The following is a 16635-nucleotide window of genomic DNA, read 5'->3' on the forward strand; positions in this document are numbered from 1 at the left end:
AATGGCGCGCAAGATCAGCTTCGATCTCCCAGCCACGCAGACAGCGACGCCCCAGCCGGACGCACGCGAGTCGTTGCCGCAGCGCACGCGTCCGCTCCTCGGACTTGAGCGCACGATCAAGCAATCAAGCGCGGTCGGCGCGATATCGCAGTCCTTAGGCGGCATCTCGGAAAAAGTTAAGCGCGCGGAGGAGATCGAGCAAAAGCTCATCGAAGGACAGGTCATCGTCGAGCTCGATCCAGCTCTCATCGAGGACTCTTTCGTCCCGGACCGCATGGAAGCCGCTCAGGAGCAGAACGCAGCGTTCCGCGAGCTTATCCGTCAGCACGGCCAGGCCGTCCCCATTCTCGTGCGCCCGAAGTCGAGCGAAGCCGAGCGCTACGAGGTCGCGTTCGGGCACCGCCGTCTCAGAGCCGCCCGTGAACTTGGGATCAAAGTGAAGGCGGTCGTGCGGCCGCTCACCGACGAGCAGTTGGTCATCGCGCAAGGTCAAGAAAACAGCGGCCGCACGGACCTAACGTTCATCGAACGGGCGCGCTTCGCCATGCGGCTCGAGCAACGTGGTTTCTCACGCGAGATCATCATGGCGTCGCTCACCGTCGACAAGGCCGCACTTTCACGTCTCATCTCGATCGCGACCCGTGTGCCCGCTGCTGTTATCGACGCCATCGGCCCTGCACCGGCCTTCGGCCGCGTTCGCTGGCAGGAGTTTACTGAGCTCCTGGAACAGGAGAACAATCGTGCGCGCGCGATTGAAATGGTGAAGGATCCGTCCTTCAACACCCTGGACACGGACAAGCGCTTCGAGGCGCTCGCTACAGGTCTGCGCAAGAAGGCGTCGCGCGCCAAAGCCGAAACGTGGGCGGCGAAGGACGGAACGCACGCTGCCAAGGTCGCCCGAGTCGGCAAGAAGCTCACCTTGACGTTCGACGACCGCGTCGCTCCGAATTTCGGAGACTTCGTCAGAGAGAGACTTCAGGAGCTTTACGACCAGTTCAAAGCCAGCGATCCGCCGGCCTAAACACAGCTTGCCCGGGCGGAATGAGCCGGCCGGACCAAGGCACCGCAACCAAGTCGGAGAACAGGCAAAAGAAAAAGGCCCCCGTCACGTCGCCGTTCCGGAAGCCCCTTCTTTGTGTTGGCGCTCAAAGAATCACACTTCCGCGAATCACTGTCAAGCGTTTTGGCGCCGTTTCGGCGAGCAGGTTTTCTTTGCCTAGCTGAGGCAAAGACATGAAGGCCCATACCCCAACGACGTCCTTTGGGCGGCGATCGCTGACGCTCGCCCATGTGGCGACCCAAATCGTCGCTTCGGGCCGGCCGCCTGAGAAGGTCGTGCACAAGTGGAAGATCTTCCATGCGATCTGCAGCGCTCGAGCACGCCTCGGTGTCTCGGAAAGAGCGCTCTCGGTCCTGAACGCGCTGCTGACCTTCCACCCGGAAACGGCACTGAGGGGAGAAGACGATCTCATCGTCTTTCCGTCTAACGAGCGGCTTACGCAGCGTGCCCACGGCATGCCGGCATCCACGCTACGCCGCCACCTGGCGGTTCTGGTCGACAATGGCCTGATCGTGCGTCGCGATAGCCCGAATGGTAAACGCTACGTCCGCAGGGGTACCTCCGGCGACATCGAGCTCGCCTTCGGCTTCGATCTTAGTCCGATCGTCGCGCGCGCGGAGGAGTTTGAGACCCTGGCCGCGGAGGTCGAAGCCGAGATGCGCGCTCTGAAGCTCGCGCGCGAGCGCATTACGCTTTGCCGACGCGACATCGCTAAGATGATCGCAACCGGCATCGAGGAGGGCGTGCCGACCCGACGAGCTGGAAAGGGGCCGGCCGATTGGCAAGAAGTCCACGCTGTCTTCCGGTCGATCGTAGACGGGATTCCACGAACTGCCACCCGCTCCCAACTCGAGGTGATCGCCGATGAGCTCTCGCAATTGGCGGATGATGTGCTCAATCTTCTGGAAACACACGTTAAAACTACGAATTCAAGCGCCAATGAGTCCCAATCTGAGCGCCACATACAGAATTCAAACCCAGACCACCCCATTGAACTTGAACCCAACCTCCAAAAAGGCAGGGCGGCGAGGGCCGAGCCAAAATCTCAGCCGACACGGTTTGCTGAGGGATCTTACCCCCTGGGTATGGTCCTCAGCGCATGCCCCGACATCGTCGACTATGCGAAGGACGGGATTTCGAACTGGCGTGATTTTATCGCCACCGCGACCGTTGTTCGATCGATGCTTGGGATCAGCCCGAGCGCTTGGGAGGAAGCGCAAACAGTGATGGGTGAGTTGCCGGCGGCGGTTGTTGTCGCGTGCATTCTGCAGCGTGGCGCGGCGATCAATTCCGCTGGTGGTTATTTGCGTGGTTTGACGCGAAAAGCTGAGGCCGGCGAATTTTCGCTTGGCCCGATCCTGATGGCGCAGATCAATTCCCGGCTGCGAGAGAAACGACGAGCGTGAGGCGATGAGGATAGGCCCCATGCGGAGGTTGATCGGGGCGCCTCGACGCATGCGGTCGACCTCTTGCCGTCGACGCCTCCGCTCCAACCCTCGGTCCAGTGAAATTCGACAGAGATCCGCACTGAGATCAGAGCCAGGATGCCGGTGCCTTCGGCAGACGATTTTCGGGGTCGACAACTGCAAGGAGGCTCACCCCCGTCGTTCCACCGCCACAAGGCCACGCATGTTCCGCCGGGCGACATGAAAGACGGATAGGTCACGCCATGCACGCCTTGGGCGAGGAGTCGTTCCTAGCCAGGGCATCCTTTCCGACGCACAGCTCGAAAAGCGTGATTTATGCCGGCGACGATCGCGCCGAGCCGCCTCTCTGGCTCCAGTCCTGCGTGTTGTCTCCGGTTGCCCTGCTTCATGGTCGTCAGGGCATACCCTGTCAATTGTGGCAGGGGACTGCATCCGCAAGTGCTGCGATGGTTCGAAACCGCCATGCGCCGAAGAGTTGGTTTGAACCAACACTCCCGTGAGCAGGCGATAGCTCACTTCGCGTGCGGACCGCATCGGATGAAGACGATCGTGATCAACAACCAAAAGGGCGGTGTTGGCAAAACCACTGTTGCCGTTCATCTCGCCTGGTATTTGGCCGAAGCCGATCGTCGCGTGCTGGTCCTGGACATGGATGCCCAGGCCAATGCCACGGATACGCTGAAGCGATATGCAGGGCCGGCTTCCGCCGCCGACATGTTCAAACCTGCTGCAGAGATTCGTCCGAGCGGAATCGACAATCTCACCTTGGCACCGGCGGTCACGTCACTGACGGATGTCGATCGCAGTGAGGCTGGTGCCATTTTGCGGCTTCGCGAGAATCTGATGGCAGCAGATGAGCATTTCGATGTCTGCGTCATCGACACGCCGCCCTCCCTCGGGCTGCGAAGCGTGGCGGCCCTGGTCGCAGCCTCCCATGTGCTCTCGCCAATTTATCTCGAGGATTACTCCGTCAAAGGCGTGAAGGGTCTGTTGCAAACCTTCATCGGAGCTCAACAGCGCTATGGACGGCCCGATGTGTCGTTTCTCGGCCTGTTGCCGTCAATCTTCAATACCAGGTCGCCGCGTCAGCGGGCTCATCTGGAGCAATTGCTTCGTGATGCAGGCAAGTATGTTTTTCCCGGTCACATCGTTGCGCGTGACGGCTACGCGGAAGCCGTCGCAGAGCGAGCTCCTGTCTGGACGCTAAAGCGGCGCTCCGCACAAGAAGCCGGGCGGGAGATTCGCGCAGTATTGGCGAAAGTCGCCGAATGCCTCGGTTGAGCTCCGATGGCCCTAGATCTCAGCTTCAAGGAACTGGTCGATACGGCCACACAAAATGGCGGCGTGAACGGGCGTCCCCTGCTGATACCCCTGGCTCAGATCGACGAAGATCCCGACCAGCCGCGGCGTGCCTTCAGTGAGCTCGAACTGAACCAGCTTGCAGAGTCCATTCGATCCGTCGGAATTTTGCAACCGATTAGCGTCAGGCTCATTCACGGCTCTGGTCGGTACGTTATCAACATGGGCACACGCCGCTATCGTGCCGCCCGGCTCGCCGGCCTCGATGTCGTTCCTGCGATAATTCAGGACAAAACCGAGCCTGATCGCTACGCGCAGATGATCGAGAACATTCAGCGCGACGATCTTGCAGCCTCCGAAATCGCCACGTTCGTTGTCGCGCAGCTCGATGCCGGCGAGAAGCAAGCCGACATTGCCCGCAGACTTGGCAAGCCCAAGGACTGGGTCTCACGCTATGCCGCCGTCCCGAGAATGCCTGATTTCCTGCGGGCAAAGCTTCAGACGTCCTCCATTCGCGCGGTGTACGAGCTCTATCAAGCATGGCGCGAGATGCCCGTGCCAGTCGAACGGGCGTGCTCGACGCAAGCCAGCTTCACCGATGCGGCAGCGAAACGCGCTGCGCATGAGGCCCGCGCGTCGTCGCCTGCCGCAATGCGTCCCCTTGCCGCCAATGCTTTGCAGCCCGCGCCGGACGCGGTTGGGAAAGAAGAGCTGACAATAAATTCGGCATCGGCTGACAACGGCCAAGGGCTGGCATCCAAACCTCGCAGCATTCGAGGCAGCAAGCATCGAGGCAAGGTCAATGTCGCCATATTGGTGCGACACAGCGATCGCTCAGGTTGTTTGCTCCTCGAAAGGCCCGCAAGCAATGGAGCACGTTTTGCATTTGTACGCTTTGGAGACTCCGGTCAGATCGAAGAGCTGCCCGCTTCTGAGTTGCAGATCGAAGAGATCATCCAGGGTTGAGCCGCTCGATACCGAAGCCGACCGATTTCTATCTTCCAGTTGCTTTGACGCCGTCGATTGACCGGCGCAGTGCGAATTTCGGACTGAACCGCCACGGCGCGCATTCAGAAGGGTCGATACCATCTCAAGGGAGGATGGGGGAGGATGATCGAGGCGTTTCTAGTGCAGGATAGGCTTTGCGCCAGCGATGTATTACATCGCGAACGGGATTGGTAGCGGATGGCCCTGATCTCGCTTCGCATCCCTGACGATGTGGCGGCGCGCTTTTCGGCGCTCGCAGCGACCAAAGGTGGTAAATCCGCGCTATTGCGGCGCCTGATCGGGGACGTTTTGGACACTCCGACGACGTGCGTAGCGCCGATGCTCGTCGGCCGACCCCACAAGGTGACCGTGCGATTTCGCGAGAGCGAGATGCGGCAGCTCACTGAGACGGCACACCAGCGCGGCATGACCCGCACCGGCTGGATCGTTGCCCTCGTGCGATCACGATTGGGGTCGCCTGTGCAGTATTCTCCGGGTGAACACGCTGTGCTTCGGGCCATTGTGCGGGAGCTCAACCGGGTAGGCGGCAACATCAACCAGATTGCGCGTGCGGCGAACACCAGTGTTTTGCACGGCAGGGCGGTGGAGTTCGATCTCTCCGAGATCCGCGAAGCCAGGCATGTCATCGAACTCGCCCTTGCGGAGCTGCGCGGCGCACTCGACGACAACGCGGACTATTGGGAGACGCGGCGGTGACCCGCCGCTGGCCACACTCGGGGAACTTGTTCGCCGAACTGCCCCCGATCTCCTATGTGTGGGAAACGCCGGTGCGGCGGCCTCGCCATGCGGAATGGGACAATCCCGATCGAGGCGGGGCCAAACGTCTCACGCCGGCGATGCGGGCGAAGCTCGAACGCATCGTGGGGCGAGCGCCGGAGGTGATGGTCAAGATCACAGGACGCACAAAAAGCGTCGGCCATCTCAAGTCGCACCTCGAATACATTACGAGGAATGGCGAGCTCGCGGCCGAAACAGAGCAGGGGGCGCTCATGACAGGGCGCGGCGGATTGAAAGACCTGCAGCAGCGATGGACGGACGATACCGCTCTCGACAACAAGCGCCGCCGCGATGGGACGCTCTCGGTCAACGTCATCCTATCGATGCCGGCCGGAACCGATCCGGCCGCAGTCAAGGATGCTTCGCGCGCCTTCGCGATCGAAATGTTTGAGTCCAATCACGATTACGTTTTCGTGCAGCATCTCGACGACAAGCATCCCCACGTCCACTTGACAGTTCGGTCGCAGGGTCACGATGGGAAGCGCCTCAACCCGCGGAAAGCCGACCTTCAAGCCTGGCGAGAGCGGTTTGCTGGCGAACTCCGGCTGCGTGGGATTGCGGCGGAAGCGACGCCGCGGCGCACGCGCGGAAGGGTTCAAAAAGCCGACCGAGGGACCGTGTTGGCGTTGCGCAAGCGGAAGATCACGCCCGATGTCGATCGGCTCGCGCGGGAGGAGGTGCTTCGCGAGGCGCGAAGCGGAAAGACTGCTGAACGGCCATGGGAGGAGCGGACTCGGTTGCGCCAGGAAGCAATCCGGCAGCGTTATCTCGATCATGCCTCGGAGCTAGAGCAAACGAGGTCAGCACGCGATCACGCGCTTTCGCTGCAGATCCGTCAATTCGTTCGCGACCTACCGAAGGTCGAAACCCGTCGGGACGTGCTGAAGAGGGAGCTTTCGGATTTTGCCAACAACCGGCACCGCGATGCGACGCGCACTGTCAAATTAGATCGACGCCGGGACAGCGGAGAGGACGGGCGCAGCAAGTAACCGCCCCATTTGCTAGTTGAAGTCCGTGTGCTCAATCCTGGGGGTTGTTTCCGGAGTGTCTCGAAGCAGGTCCGGCCGTCGCCACAATCGGAACGTACCCCAGTGCCTGATCCAGGGCGGCCAAGGCGTGGTAGGCTCGATCCAATGACGCAGTGGCCTCGCTCAAGTTGCGCCTCACTTCGTTCAGCCGGGAGACCGCAGCTTGGCCGGTCTGAAACAGATCTTGTCTGACCCCGGAAGCATGGCCTTCAACGACCGCGATTTCGAGATGATCAAGCAACTCTGTCAGTGCTTGATGCGCGAAAGCCTCTTCTCGTTCCAGTCGTTCAACAGCAGCAAGTGCCTCACGATAGCGGTTTAAGGCTTCGCTGGCTTTGGTTTTGAGACTGTCATTCTCGGCCATGCCACGATCTCCAACTCCATGATTGAGTCGTTTGCATTATTCCGAGCAAACGAAGTCTTAACGGAGGGACAAGAGCAAGCCCGCCGACGCAAACGCTTCGAGGGGATGGGATCCCAAATGGGTCTGCTGCCGCTTTCCGTGGCTTTGGTTTCTAACCGTCGATCGCCAACCGCACGCGCCGCCTTCGACGGTGTGCCGCTGCCGGCTGGCCGCACGATGCTGGAGCAGGCGGACGATGCGAAGCTGCGACGGTCGGCAGCGGATCGGAGGCGGGGCAAAGCAGAGCGGGCCAGACGCCGGCCAGGCGTTCGCGCTCGGCTTGGTCGTGTTCGTGGCCGTCGTCATCGCGGTCGTTTTTTGGCGCCGCCGCCTTGCTAACAGCCGCGAGGATCCCGCCGTTCCTCGAGGCTGCGGCGCGGCCGTACATCTGTTCGGCAAGCCGCTGCGTCATCTCTGGCTCGCTCGCAGCTGGTTCGCCTTTCCGCGCGCTGCGCAGGGACATAACCGCGTGGCGGTCCGGTGCGGGCACATATTCGTCCTGAAGGAGCATGTGAAGGGCGACGTCTGGCTCACGACGCCAACAGCGGCGGCCGGCGCACGCGGCTGGACGATCGTCGATCCGTTTGCCGGTCGCTCCGCGTTCGCGAGCGCGTAGAGATTTTCGGGATAGCGGTGCGCCTCGCACAACTTTGACGTCATCGCGGCGGCAATGTTCCTCTGGGTAGAAGAACATGATCGTCGCGGACCTGGAGCCTTCCTGGTCATGCACTCGCCACGTCTCACGGCCCGGCAGTAGATCTGCCCTGCATCATTGCGGCCAAACCTCGCTGGACCAACGCTGGATCTCAGCAACACGCGCAGGGCTTGATCACTGCCTGAGCTCCCCGCGCCTGGACTTAAAAGACCGCTTGCTATAGCTTTATGACAAGATGGACTTCGCAAGCAGCGGGGGGCGGGTGGTGTCTGACGGTCGTGTCGAATCGACCTTTACCAAAATCGTCTCGTGGCTGGCGGACTGCGAGGCTCTGCCCGCCGATATCGATGCCAAGGCGAGACTGCTGCTGCTCGACACCTTGGGCTGCATGCTCGCTGGTCTACGTCATCCCGACGTGGTGCAATTCGGTTATGCGTTGCAGCGCGCTTTCCCCGGTGACGTCATCTGGCCTGGCTCGAATATCGCGCTTGGGGCGGCAGGCGGCGCAGCCTTGGGTGCCGCGGCGGCCTGTTGGGATGAAGCCTGCGAGGGCCATGCTTCGGCGCATGGCCGCCCCGGCCTTCCGGTGGTCCCGTCACTGCTCGCGCTGGCAGCGGATCGCGACGCTAGCCTTGCTGATCTGCTGCTCGCACTCGTCACTGGCTATGAAATCGGGGTGCGAGCAGGACAGGCGTGGCGAATTCCGGCCGGGCTGCATGTCGATGGCAGCTGGCATTCGCTTGCGGTCGCGGCGGCGGCAGCGCGCTTGACGTCCGGACCTGACAAAATCCAGCCTGCCATCGAAGCGGCGGCGTGCCAGATACCAGCAAGTCTCTATCTGCCGGTCGCGGCCGGATCGGTCGTGCGCAACACGTTTGCGTCGCATGCCGCACTTCTCGGATTGTTGTCGGCGGCCGCCGCCGAGGCCGGTTTCGACGCACCCGCCGATGCCCTCGAGGAAGCACGCTTTCGGGTGCTGCAGGCCGCTCAGCCAGCCCAAGTTGCGCCCGCGGGCGAATGGACCATCCGCGATGGCTATCTCAAGCCATTCGCCGGCGTCCGTCACACGCACTATGGCGTGGAGGCCGCGCTGCGCATCCGCCGCAAGCCGGATTTTGCATTGAAGAATGTTCGCGCTATCAGACTGAGAACCTACGAAGAGGCCGCGCGCTACTGCGGCAATCGCGCACCACACACCGCAATCCAGGCGCAGTTCAGTCTGTCCTACGCTGTCGCCGCTGCGCTGGTGCTCGGCGATCTCGGCCCCGAGGCGTATGCTGATATGGGGGCGGGCAGCGCTATCATGCGGCTCGAAAAAACAATCTCCGTCGATGTTGACCCAAGGCGTGTCCGCCGTGGCGCCGATCTTGCGGTCGATACTGGCGCGGCAGTCTTCACGGAAATCGTGGATGTCGTCGCGGGCGATCCGGAACAGCCAATGCGGGTTGAAGACGTCAAATCGAAATTTGCGCGCTACGTCGAGCCTGCGCTCGGCGTGAAGCGCGCCGCCGCACTCACGTCGTTCTTCCTGGAAGGCGATTCTCGAGAGCCCGCGCGAAATTGTTTCGCGATAGCAGGTTGAGCGGGGCTCGAATATCGCAAGGAAGGTCAACACGCCGAGCGGAGAAGGGAAGGACCATGAGTGATCGTGCAGCAGGTTGCGAAGTGCGCGACCGTAGAACGATGTTGAAGGCTACGGCCGGAGCCGCGGCGCTGACACTGCTGGGTGGGCGCGTTGCAATCGCTTTTCCCAATCAGCCGATCACCATGATCGTCCCATACGCGCCCGGTACGACCGATCAACTTGCGCGTTCCCTCGGCGGGCAAATGGAAAAGACGCTCGGAAAACCTTTGGTGGCTGAAACGCGACCAGGCGGTGGCGGCACGGTGGGTGCGAACTTTGTTGCCAAAAGCGCGAAACCTGACGGCCATACACTGCTCTTCAGCTTCACCGCACCGCTGACCATTGCGCCATACCAGAACCCGTTGCCTTATAGCTTCGACGACCTGAAAGCGGTCTCGCGCGTGACGCTCGGACCCAACATGGTCGCCGCGCGTGTCGGGGCACCGTTCAAGGATGCAAAGGAGATGGTAGCGTATGCCAAGGCGAATCCCGAGAAAGTGAGCTTTGGCAGCGCAGGGGCGGGAAGCACGACGCATCTTGCGGGGGAGGGATTTGCCCGCGCGGCCGGTATCAAGGTCAATCACATCCCGTTTCAGGGCGTGACCCCGGCGGTGACGGCAGCGGTGGGCGGCACGGTTGATCTGGTCATCGGGCTGGCGCAGGCGCTTTGGCCGCAGATCGAAGGCAAGAAACTGGTGCCGATTGCGCAACTTGGCAGCACCCGCGCCAGTGTCATTCCCGACGTGCCGACGTTCAAGGAGCTTGGCGTCGATTTTGTAATGCCGGCCATCATCGGCGTCTGGGCGCCCGCCGCTACTCCGGACGATGTGGTCAAGCAGATCGCGGGCGCGGTCGAGAAAGCCGCAGCCTCTGTCGAATTCCTGGATTTCGCAAAACGCACACTGACCGAAGTGGAGGTTGCGGGGCCACTGGCTTTCCAGAGCGAATTGGAAGCGGAGAGAAAGCTCTATCAATCGCTTTTGGCCGATCTTGGAATGATGAAGAAGTAGACGTGAAACCCTCCACGCGCGACTTGGTCGGGGCGGCGTTGTTTTTCGTGCTGGGCGGCGTCGTTGCCGTCGTTGCTGCGCAGCTCCCGATGGGAGGTGTGCGTCTTCCCGGTTCTGGCGCCTTTCCGATCGTCATCGGCATTGCCATGATCGTGCTTGCGACGTCACTGGCGCTGCAAAGAACCTTGCCGCCGAATTCGGTTTCATCGTCAGACGAGATTGATGAACCTGAGCAATGGGGGAACGCGCGTGTCGCACTGGTGTGCGCGCTCATCGCAGCCTTTGTGCTGCTGCTCCCGGTCGCCGGATTTCCTCTTGGCGGCGCGCTATTGATGATTGCGCTTTACGTGATCGGAGCAGGGCGACTCGGCGTCGGCTCTGTGGCAGCGGGCGTGGTCACAGCGCTCGTCGCGTACGCTCTTTTTGTTCTGCTCCTCGATGTGCCGCTGCCCCGCGGCTCGCTCTGGGGGTTCTGATGGAAGGGCTTTTCGCAGGTTTTGCAACCATCCTCCAGCCGCTCAATATCCTGTTCTGTTTTGCAGGAGTGCTGGTCGGTACGCTCATCGGAGTCCTTCCTGGTCTCGGCCCGACGGCAACCATTGCCATGTTGCTGCCCCTGACGATCGGGCTTGATCCGGTCACAGCCATCATCATGATCGCCGGCATTTATTATGGGGCGAGTTATGGCGGCTCGACCACGGCAATTCTCGTCAACATTCCCGGAGAAGCCCAGAGCGTCGTGACCTGCATTGACGGCTATCGCATGGCCCGCCAGGGTCGGGCCGGGCCCGCGCTCGGCATCGCTGCGATCGGTTCGTTCATTGCCGGTACGTTCGGCGCGGTCGCAATCGCTTTCATCAGCATGCCCCTGGTCAATGTCGCCGTCCGGTTTGGGCCGCCGGAATATTTTGCCTTGATGGTATTGGGCTTCGTAATCCTGCTCGTTCTGTCCAAGGGATCGGCCATCAAGTCGCTGATCATGATCATGACGGGATTGTTCATTGCCACGATCGGGCAGGACGTGATTACGGGTGAACCGCGCTTTACGTTCGGACTGCCTCAGCTGACGGACGGAATCGGCGTTGTCATCGTCGCGATGGGCATTTTCGGAATGGGCGAAGTGCTGACCAACCTCGAGCGCTTGCAGCAGCGGAGTGTCGAGCCTGTGGCGGTCAGACATCTGTTCCCGACGCGTCATGATTGGCGGGCGTCCGCCGGCCCCATCGCGCGCGGCTCCGTACTCGGCTTTCTCGTCGGTCTCCTGCCGGGCGGCGGTGCGACGCTCGCATCGTTTGTGTCCTATGCCCTGGAGAAGCGGATTTCGCGGACGCCGGAACGGTTCGGGAAGGGCGCCATCGAAGGGGTCGCAGGACCGGAGGCGGCCAATAACGCCGGCGCGGCAGGCTCTTTCATCCCCTTGCTGACGCTGGGACTGCCGGGCAATCCGGTGACCGCCATCCTGCTCGGCGCACTCGTCATGTATGGCGTTTCTCCGGGACCGTTGATGATCCAGAGCCGCCCCGAACTCTTTTGGGGCGTGGTTGCTTCGATGTATGTCGGCAACGCGATTCTCCTGCTGCTCAATCTGCCGTTGATCGGAATCTGGGTGCAGTTGCTGCGGATTCCATATCGCACGCTCTACGCTTCGCTGATCCTGTTCATGATTGTCGGGGCATTTTCGCTAAGCAACAGCGTGTTCGATATCGGCCTCCTGCTGGCCTTCGGCATAATCGGATACGCCTTGCGCAAGCTCGATTTCGACACGGCACCATTGATTCTGGCCTACGTCCTAGGCGGCCCCATGGAACTCAATTTGCGCCAGACTCTCATGCTCGGGCGGGGCTCCTGGGATTTCTTGCTCGACCGGCCAATTGCTCTCGGCATTCTCACCGTGACGTTGTTGGTGGCCATTCTTCCCTTGTTTGCGACGATGCGCCGTCTGTTGCAGCCGGCGCGCGCGGCCAATGAGCTTTGACACCTCGCCCGAACAAAGGTTGCATCTCCATCGGTTCATTTTGCGCATCCGAAATGGACGCCGTAGATGGCCAGCATCGATAAAATTGCCGAGCGATTTATGCCGAGGCCGGGCGTAGTTTACACCGCCGCTGTGTTTAACAAGCACGGCTTCGATCGAGCCGACCGCTATTATCCGAAGATCGACGTCCGACGTAATCGTGGACGCTACGCCACGCACGTTGAACTGTGCGACTCGTTCGCACGTCGCAATTACAACCGTAGCCAGGCACAGCAGATCGCAGCGATCGATGCGACAATTGCCAACGCTCGCGGAGCCGCGAGCCGAAAGGGCTTTATTTTCTATCAGCAACCCGTTCGGTTCGAACTTCGAGGGGCCTCTTACGCTCGAGCAACGCATGGGGCTGCTGGTGTTGGTGATCGAAAAATGCGAAGCAGCGGGGATTCCCGTTACACGGGTCTCATTGTGGAGGCGATGGGTTGGAACTTGCCTCATCTCGTGCGCGAGGCACTTCTGGCATTCTGTAGCCGACTTCCACCTTCATCTGCATAATCAACGGGGCGCATCAATAGCCAATTACTATGAGGGACTTCTGCTCGGCGTGCGTGAGTTCGATACAAGTCTCGGCGGCATGGGCGGATGTCCCTGCTGCGGAAATGGTCGCGCAGCAGGCCATGTGCCGACTGAGGATTTTGTTGATCTCTGCCACGAGAAGGGAATTGAGACCGGTTACAAGTTCGACCGGAAGGGCGGGGATGTCTATGCCAATCAGATGGCGCCATGGAAGTCGGACGACGGTCTGCAAAAGCTCTAAGGAAAGTAACGCAATGTGGCTCAGTGTGGCTGTTCGGATAATTCCTTTCAACCCATACAACCGCGCTGCCGCTGGATCGGCGTAACGGACATGAAATTCCGCTTAGGGTGGACCATCTCCGCTTGTCCGACGCGACAAAAGCTGTTCTTCAAGACGAGCTGCCGTTCACGCGCGACTCCGTTGCTGTCATCCGTCGAAGGAGCATCACCTCAGTAGGTTTGTACAATTCTATTCCGAGTTCGCGAACTCAGTAGGTTTCTACGTAAAGTTCATGAGTTCAGGCGCGGCGCGACTTATAGGCAATTGCGCAAGATTGATCAGTAAACCTTAACTGCTCTTTGCCATGGGCTGTCACGCTGGTCCAGTTTGATCTCTACTTTGCGCGCGCAGCATTCGCCGCGCCGGGCTAGCGGGTTTTCTCGCGAACTCGCTTTTCGACCTGCCGCAAAAGCACGGCCAGCGATTCCTCAAGGTGTTCTCGAGCGAAGCGCTCGGCGCCTGCCGCATCCTTTTCGTGAACGGCGCGACAAAGTCTCTCAAAAACTCGAACAGTGTGGACGTGACGTTCCACGGTCGCGTAGTCGATCGACCAATATCGCCACGCCAATGTCCAGGCGCTCTCGTCGAGTGTTTCTTGCAGGATCGGCTGGAGGCGTGGGTTTGCCGAATGAGTGACCATCGTCTTGTAGATATCGGATATCTGGACGGCAAACTCGCTCGGATTAGGCCTCAACATCACCGCGCCGTTCAAGCTGGATGCGTTCGCGTATTGCACCGATCTTAAGAAGCGCGCCCGGCTCGCTGGTGCGGTCAACGCGATGAAGTTCGAGGTAGATCGGGTGACCGGAGAACACTTCGACGGCATCGGCCTTACCAATGATATCACACGCAATCTCGGCCGCTCGATGAAGTCTCAATCTTGGTGGCTGATGGCCAGGGACTATCCTCAGTCGATCTGGATGTTGAACTGCGTGATGACGCCGCGCCATATCTCCCGCTCCTCGTTGACGAAGCGGGCATAGTCGGCGGGACTCATCGGCAGTGGCTCGGCGCTCTCCCGGGCGAGGCGCTCGACAACGCGGTCGCTCTGGATGATCACGTTGACCTCCTTGTTCAGGCGATCAATGATCGCTGGCGGGGTTCCGACAGGAGCCAGGAGGCCGTACCAGGAATAGATCGTAACATCGGGATATCCGGCCTCGCGCATCGTCGGCACATCCGGAATGCTCGGCATTCGGCGTTCGCTGGTCACTGCGAGGCCGCGGAGAGTGCCCGCCTGAATAGCGGGAGCGGAGGTCGCCACGCCGTCGAAGTAGAAGTCGACGTCTCCGGCCAAGATCGCCTGCAAACCCGGCGCGCTGCCTTGATAGTGGATTGGCACGAAGCTGATGCTGGTGCTGGCGCGGAAAAGCTCCGCCGTCAGGTGGGAGGTTGCACCTGCTCCCTGGGTTGCGACGTTCAGACGATCCGGGTTCGCTTTGGCGAATTCGATCAGGTCGTTCAAACTCCGGAACGGAGACTTGGCAGGCACATCGAGCACCAGGGGTGACCGGCCGATCATCGCAACCGCTGTCAGCTGGTCTGTCGAATAGCCTGGGTTCTTGCGCAACAACGGCATGAAAGCCGTGGTCGAAGCCGTGCTGACAAGCAGCGTGTATCCGTCGGGCTTAGCATGGGCGGCTGCCTGCGCGCCGACGACCGTGCCGGCGCCGGGGCGGTTCTCTACGATGAATGGCTGGCCAAGCTTCTGCGCCAATCCTTCGGCCAACATGCGCGACAGGATGTCGGTCGTACCTCCCGGCGGATAGGGTACGATGATGCGCACCGGCCGTGTCGGATAATCCTGCGCCCACGACAGGGCCGGAGCGAACGCCGCGATGGCAATTGCGATCGCAAGTGAGAAGGCGCGCCGATTCCACATCAATCCTGGATGATTTGCGGTCATGCAATTCTCTTCTTGTTCTCGGCTGATATTGACGAGGTTGGCTCGGGCTTACCCCACCCACCACCGCCGCACGTTTCGATGATGATCAGATCACCTTTCTGCACACGCAAGGTGTTCAGTGCGCCAAGATCGAGAATCTCGTCCCCGCGCTGAATGCGAAAAGCGCTGCGGCTTCCCGGTTCGCCGCCACAGGCACCCCACGGAGCGGTGTTGCACCGGTCGCCATTACTGCAGAACGTCACGTCATCGGACACGATCTCGTAAACCTTGCGGATGCCCATGCCGCCGTGGTGCTTGCCCTTGCCGCCCGAGCCAGTGATGAGGCCGTATGAGCGAACACGGACGAAGTCGAGGTCGAGCTCCATGACCTCGATGGGAGTGTTTCCGGTGTTGGAGAGCGGTTGCGCGACGCCATCGCAGCCTGCGCCGTGCATGGAGGCACCAAGGCCGCCGGCAATCACCTCGTGATAGACGTGATATTGTTCCGGAGTCCTTCGGCTGAAAGCGACGCTCGTCGTCGTCTCGTGGCCGCAGGCCGCCACACGATCCGGGACATCCGTGGCGAAGGCAGCGCGAAGCGCGCTGAAGATCCGGTAGCACGTGGACATTCGCGACCGTACCGGTGCGGGATAGATCGGATCGCAGATGGACCCTTTCCGGGTCCTGACAGTAATCGGGCGGTAGCTGCCGTCATTCACAGGCACGCCTTCCGACATCATCGAGACGAAGAAGGTGAAGACGGCCGAAAACGTGGAAGCGATAGGCGAGTTGACCGGGCCTTCCACCTGGTCGGCACACCCGCTCAAGTCCACGTCGACTTGATCACCGGACACGGTTACGGTGGCGCGGATTGCGAGGGGCGGCTCGCCTGACCGCAGCGGATCGCAAAAATCCTCGCCATGATACGTACCTTGCGGCAGGCGCGCGAGATTTGTGCGCATGTAGCGCTCGGAGTAGTCCTGCAATTCCGTCATGGCCTGCGCGACGGTGTCGGCGCCGAAGCGCTCCACCATCTTCTGCAACAGTTCGCGGCCGCGCAGGCAGGCGAAATGCTGCGCCCGGTAATCGCCGAGCACCAGTCCGGGCGCACGGACGTTGGCTCCGAGGATTTGTTCCAACACGCCGCCGTGGAAAGCCGCGTTCTCCTTCAGCTTCATCGGCGGGATGATGATGCCTTCCTGGAAGAGCTCCGTTGCCGTGCTGCTGATAACCGCACTGCCGCCCACGTCCACGTGGTGTGAGATGCTCCCGGCGAAGCCACACAGGTGTCCGGCGTGGAATATCGGCAGCATCATGATGATGTCATGCAGATGCTGCCCGTTCGCATAGGGATGGTTCATGACGTAGACCTCGTCCGGCTCTGTCGCCGCGAGCTCGAACCGCTCCCGCAGGTAGCCCACTGCAGAGGAAAGCGAATTCATGTGCATTGGGATCATGATGGACTGCGCAACAACGCGGCCGCCTGCATCGAGCAGGCAGGTTGAGGTGTCCTTCGCCTCCCGCGCGATCGAGGAATAGGCCGAGAGGAGCATGACCGAGCCCATCTCATTCGCGATGGAGTGGAACATGTTCGTCGCAGTGCTGAACATGACCGGATCGAGGGACATGAC

At 60.9% G+C, this 16635-nt stretch carries 18 protein-coding genes; 14 read left to right on the top strand and 4 right to left on the bottom strand.

Features of this window, described 5'->3' with window-relative positions; all coding sequences use genetic code 11:
• Position 1: 1 nt before the first annotated feature.
• From repB to RCO31_RS07275, 6 genes are all read left to right on the top strand, one after another.
• Positions 2–1021, top strand: coding sequence for a plasmid partitioning protein RepB (repB, locus tag RCO31_RS07250; RefSeq protein ID WP_308967576.1), 1020 nt, complete (start codon positions 2–4; stop codon positions 1019–1021).
• Positions 1022–1233: 212 nt separating this feature from the next.
• Positions 1234–2466, top strand: a complete 1233-nt coding sequence (repC, locus tag RCO31_RS07255) for a plasmid replication protein RepC (protein ID WP_308967577.1) — start codon at positions 1234–1236, stop codon at positions 2464–2466.
• 558 nt (positions 2467–3024) lie between these two features.
• On the top strand, positions 3025–3768 hold the full coding sequence (locus RCO31_RS07260) for a ParA family protein (RefSeq protein WP_308967579.1): 744 nt from the start codon (positions 3025–3027) through the stop codon (positions 3766–3768).
• Between the two features lie 6 nt (positions 3769–3774).
• Entirely contained in the window at positions 3775–4752 is a 978-nt protein-coding gene (locus tag RCO31_RS07265; protein WP_308967580.1) for a ParB/RepB/Spo0J family partition protein, read from the top strand.
• A 219-nt stretch (positions 4753–4971) separates the two neighbouring features.
• Entirely contained in the window at positions 4972–5490 is a 519-nt protein-coding gene (mobC, locus tag RCO31_RS07270) for a plasmid mobilization relaxosome protein MobC (RefSeq protein WP_308967581.1), read from the top strand.
• A complete protein-coding gene (locus RCO31_RS07275; RefSeq protein ID WP_308967582.1) occupies positions 5487–6560 on the top strand; it encodes a relaxase/mobilization nuclease domain-containing protein in 1074 nt (357 codons plus the stop codon). Before mobC ends, RCO31_RS07275 begins: the two co-directional genes overlap by 4 nt.
• 31 nt (positions 6561–6591) lie before the next feature.
• On the opposite strand, the gene RCO31_RS07280 is transcribed toward RCO31_RS07275, so the two are convergent.
• Positions 6592–6963 (bottom strand): hypothetical protein, encoded by a 372-nt coding sequence (locus RCO31_RS07280; protein ID WP_308967584.1) that lies wholly within the window; start codon positions 6961–6963, stop codon positions 6592–6594.
• A 235-nt stretch (positions 6964–7198) separates the two neighbouring features.
• Here RCO31_RS07280 and RCO31_RS07285 point away from each other — a divergent pair, with 235 nt between their 5' ends.
• The 7 genes from RCO31_RS07285 to RCO31_RS07315 all read left to right on the top strand — a co-directional run bounded on the left by RCO31_RS07285 (position 7199) and on the right by RCO31_RS07315 (position 13080).
• Entirely contained in the window at positions 7199–7618 is a 420-nt protein-coding gene (locus RCO31_RS07285; protein ID WP_308967585.1) for a hypothetical protein, read from the top strand.
• A 304-nt stretch (positions 7619–7922) separates the two neighbouring features.
• Positions 7923–9239: an MmgE/PrpD family protein gene (locus RCO31_RS07290; RefSeq protein ID WP_308967586.1), complete on the top strand. Its 1317-nt coding sequence runs from the start codon at positions 7923–7925 to the stop codon at positions 9237–9239.
• 56 nt (positions 9240–9295) lie between these two features.
• On the top strand, positions 9296–10291 hold the full coding sequence (locus RCO31_RS07295) for a tripartite tricarboxylate transporter substrate binding protein (RefSeq protein ID WP_308967587.1): 996 nt from the start codon (positions 9296–9298) through the stop codon (positions 10289–10291).
• Between the two features lie 2 nt (positions 10292–10293).
• On the top strand, positions 10294–10767 hold the full coding sequence (locus RCO31_RS07300; protein ID WP_308967588.1) for a tripartite tricarboxylate transporter TctB family protein: 474 nt from the start codon (positions 10294–10296) through the stop codon (positions 10765–10767).
• Positions 10767–12266, top strand: coding sequence for a tripartite tricarboxylate transporter permease (locus tag RCO31_RS07305; protein WP_308967589.1), 1500 nt, complete (start codon positions 10767–10769; stop codon positions 12264–12266). The genes RCO31_RS07300 and RCO31_RS07305 overlap by 1 nt, the downstream gene beginning before the upstream one ends.
• Before the next feature lie 66 nt (positions 12267–12332).
• Complete coding sequence (locus RCO31_RS07310) at positions 12333–12818, top strand: hypothetical protein (RefSeq protein ID WP_308967740.1); 486 nt, start codon at positions 12333–12335, stop codon at positions 12816–12818.
• Complete coding sequence (locus RCO31_RS07315) at positions 12730–13080, top strand: hypothetical protein (RefSeq protein ID WP_308967729.1); 351 nt, start codon at positions 12730–12732, stop codon at positions 13078–13080. The genes RCO31_RS07310 and RCO31_RS07315 overlap by 89 nt, the downstream gene beginning before the upstream one ends.
• Positions 13081–13486: 406 nt before the next feature.
• Here the strand turns inward: RCO31_RS07315 and RCO31_RS07320 are convergent, their stop codons facing one another.
• Positions 13487–13831 (bottom strand): FCD domain-containing protein, encoded by a 345-nt coding sequence (locus RCO31_RS07320; protein WP_308967590.1) that lies wholly within the window; start codon positions 13829–13831, stop codon positions 13487–13489.
• 1 nt (position 13832) lies between these two features.
• Between RCO31_RS07320 and RCO31_RS07325 the strand changes: the two genes are divergently transcribed.
• Positions 13833–14102, top strand: a complete 270-nt coding sequence (locus RCO31_RS07325; RefSeq protein ID WP_308967731.1) for a hypothetical protein — start codon at positions 13833–13835, stop codon at positions 14100–14102.
• Here the strand turns inward: RCO31_RS07325 and RCO31_RS07330 are convergent.
• Both RCO31_RS07330 and RCO31_RS07335 read right to left on the bottom strand, forming a co-directional pair.
• Positions 14027–15025 carry a tripartite tricarboxylate transporter substrate binding protein gene (locus RCO31_RS07330; protein WP_308967591.1) on the bottom strand — a complete coding sequence of 333 codons (999 nt, stop codon included), beginning with the start codon at positions 15023–15025 and terminating at the stop codon, positions 14027–14029. The two genes, RCO31_RS07325 and RCO31_RS07330, sit on opposite strands and share 76 nt — an antisense overlap.
• Complete coding sequence (locus tag RCO31_RS07335; protein ID WP_308967592.1) at positions 15022–16632, bottom strand: hydantoinase B/oxoprolinase family protein; 1611 nt, start codon at positions 16630–16632, stop codon at positions 15022–15024. The genes RCO31_RS07330 and RCO31_RS07335 overlap by 4 nt, the downstream gene beginning before the upstream one ends.
• Between the last annotated feature and the right edge of the window lie 3 nt (positions 16633–16635).

Origin of the sequence: Bradyrhizobium sp. LHD-71 (assembly GCF_031157255.1) — a bacterium.
GTDB lineage: Bacteria > Pseudomonadota > Alphaproteobacteria > Rhizobiales > Xanthobacteraceae > P52-10.

Bases quoted from the DNA above. Each gene is read 5' to 3' on its own strand.
- repB (WP_308967576.1), top strand. From the start codon at position 2: ATGGCGCGCAAGATCAGCTTCGATCTCCCAGCCACGCAGACAGCGACG.
- repC (WP_308967577.1), top strand. From the start codon at position 1,234: ATGAAGGCCCATACCCCAACGACGTCCTTTGGGCGGCGATCGCTGACG.
- RCO31_RS07260 (WP_308967579.1), top strand. From the start codon at position 3,025: ATGAAGACGATCGTGATCAACAACCAAAAGGGCGGTGTTGGCAAAACC.
- RCO31_RS07265 (WP_308967580.1), top strand. From the start codon at position 3,775: ATGGCCCTAGATCTCAGCTTCAAGGAACTGGTCGATACGGCCACACAA.
- mobC (WP_308967581.1), top strand. From the start codon at position 4,972: ATGGCCCTGATCTCGCTTCGCATCCCTGACGATGTGGCGGCGCGCTTT.
- RCO31_RS07280 (WP_308967584.1), bottom strand. From the start codon at position 6,963: ATGGCCGAGAATGACAGTCTCAAAACCAAAGCCAGCGAAGCCTTAAAC.
- RCO31_RS07285 (WP_308967585.1), top strand. From the start codon at position 7,199: ATGCGAAGCTGCGACGGTCGGCAGCGGATCGGAGGCGGGGCAAAGCAG.
- RCO31_RS07295 (WP_308967587.1), top strand. From the start codon at position 9,296: ATGAGTGATCGTGCAGCAGGTTGCGAAGTGCGCGACCGTAGAACGATG.
- RCO31_RS07305 (WP_308967589.1), top strand. From the start codon at position 10,767: ATGGAAGGGCTTTTCGCAGGTTTTGCAACCATCCTCCAGCCGCTCAAT.
- RCO31_RS07310 (WP_308967740.1), top strand. From the start codon at position 12,333: ATGGCCAGCATCGATAAAATTGCCGAGCGATTTATGCCGAGGCCGGGC.
- RCO31_RS07330 (WP_308967591.1), bottom strand. From the start codon at position 15,025: ATGACCGCAAATCATCCAGGATTGATGTGGAATCGGCGCGCCTTCTCA.
- RCO31_RS07335 (WP_308967592.1), bottom strand. From the start codon at position 16,632: ATGTCCCTCGATCCGGTCATGTTCAGCACTGCGACGAACATGTTCCAC.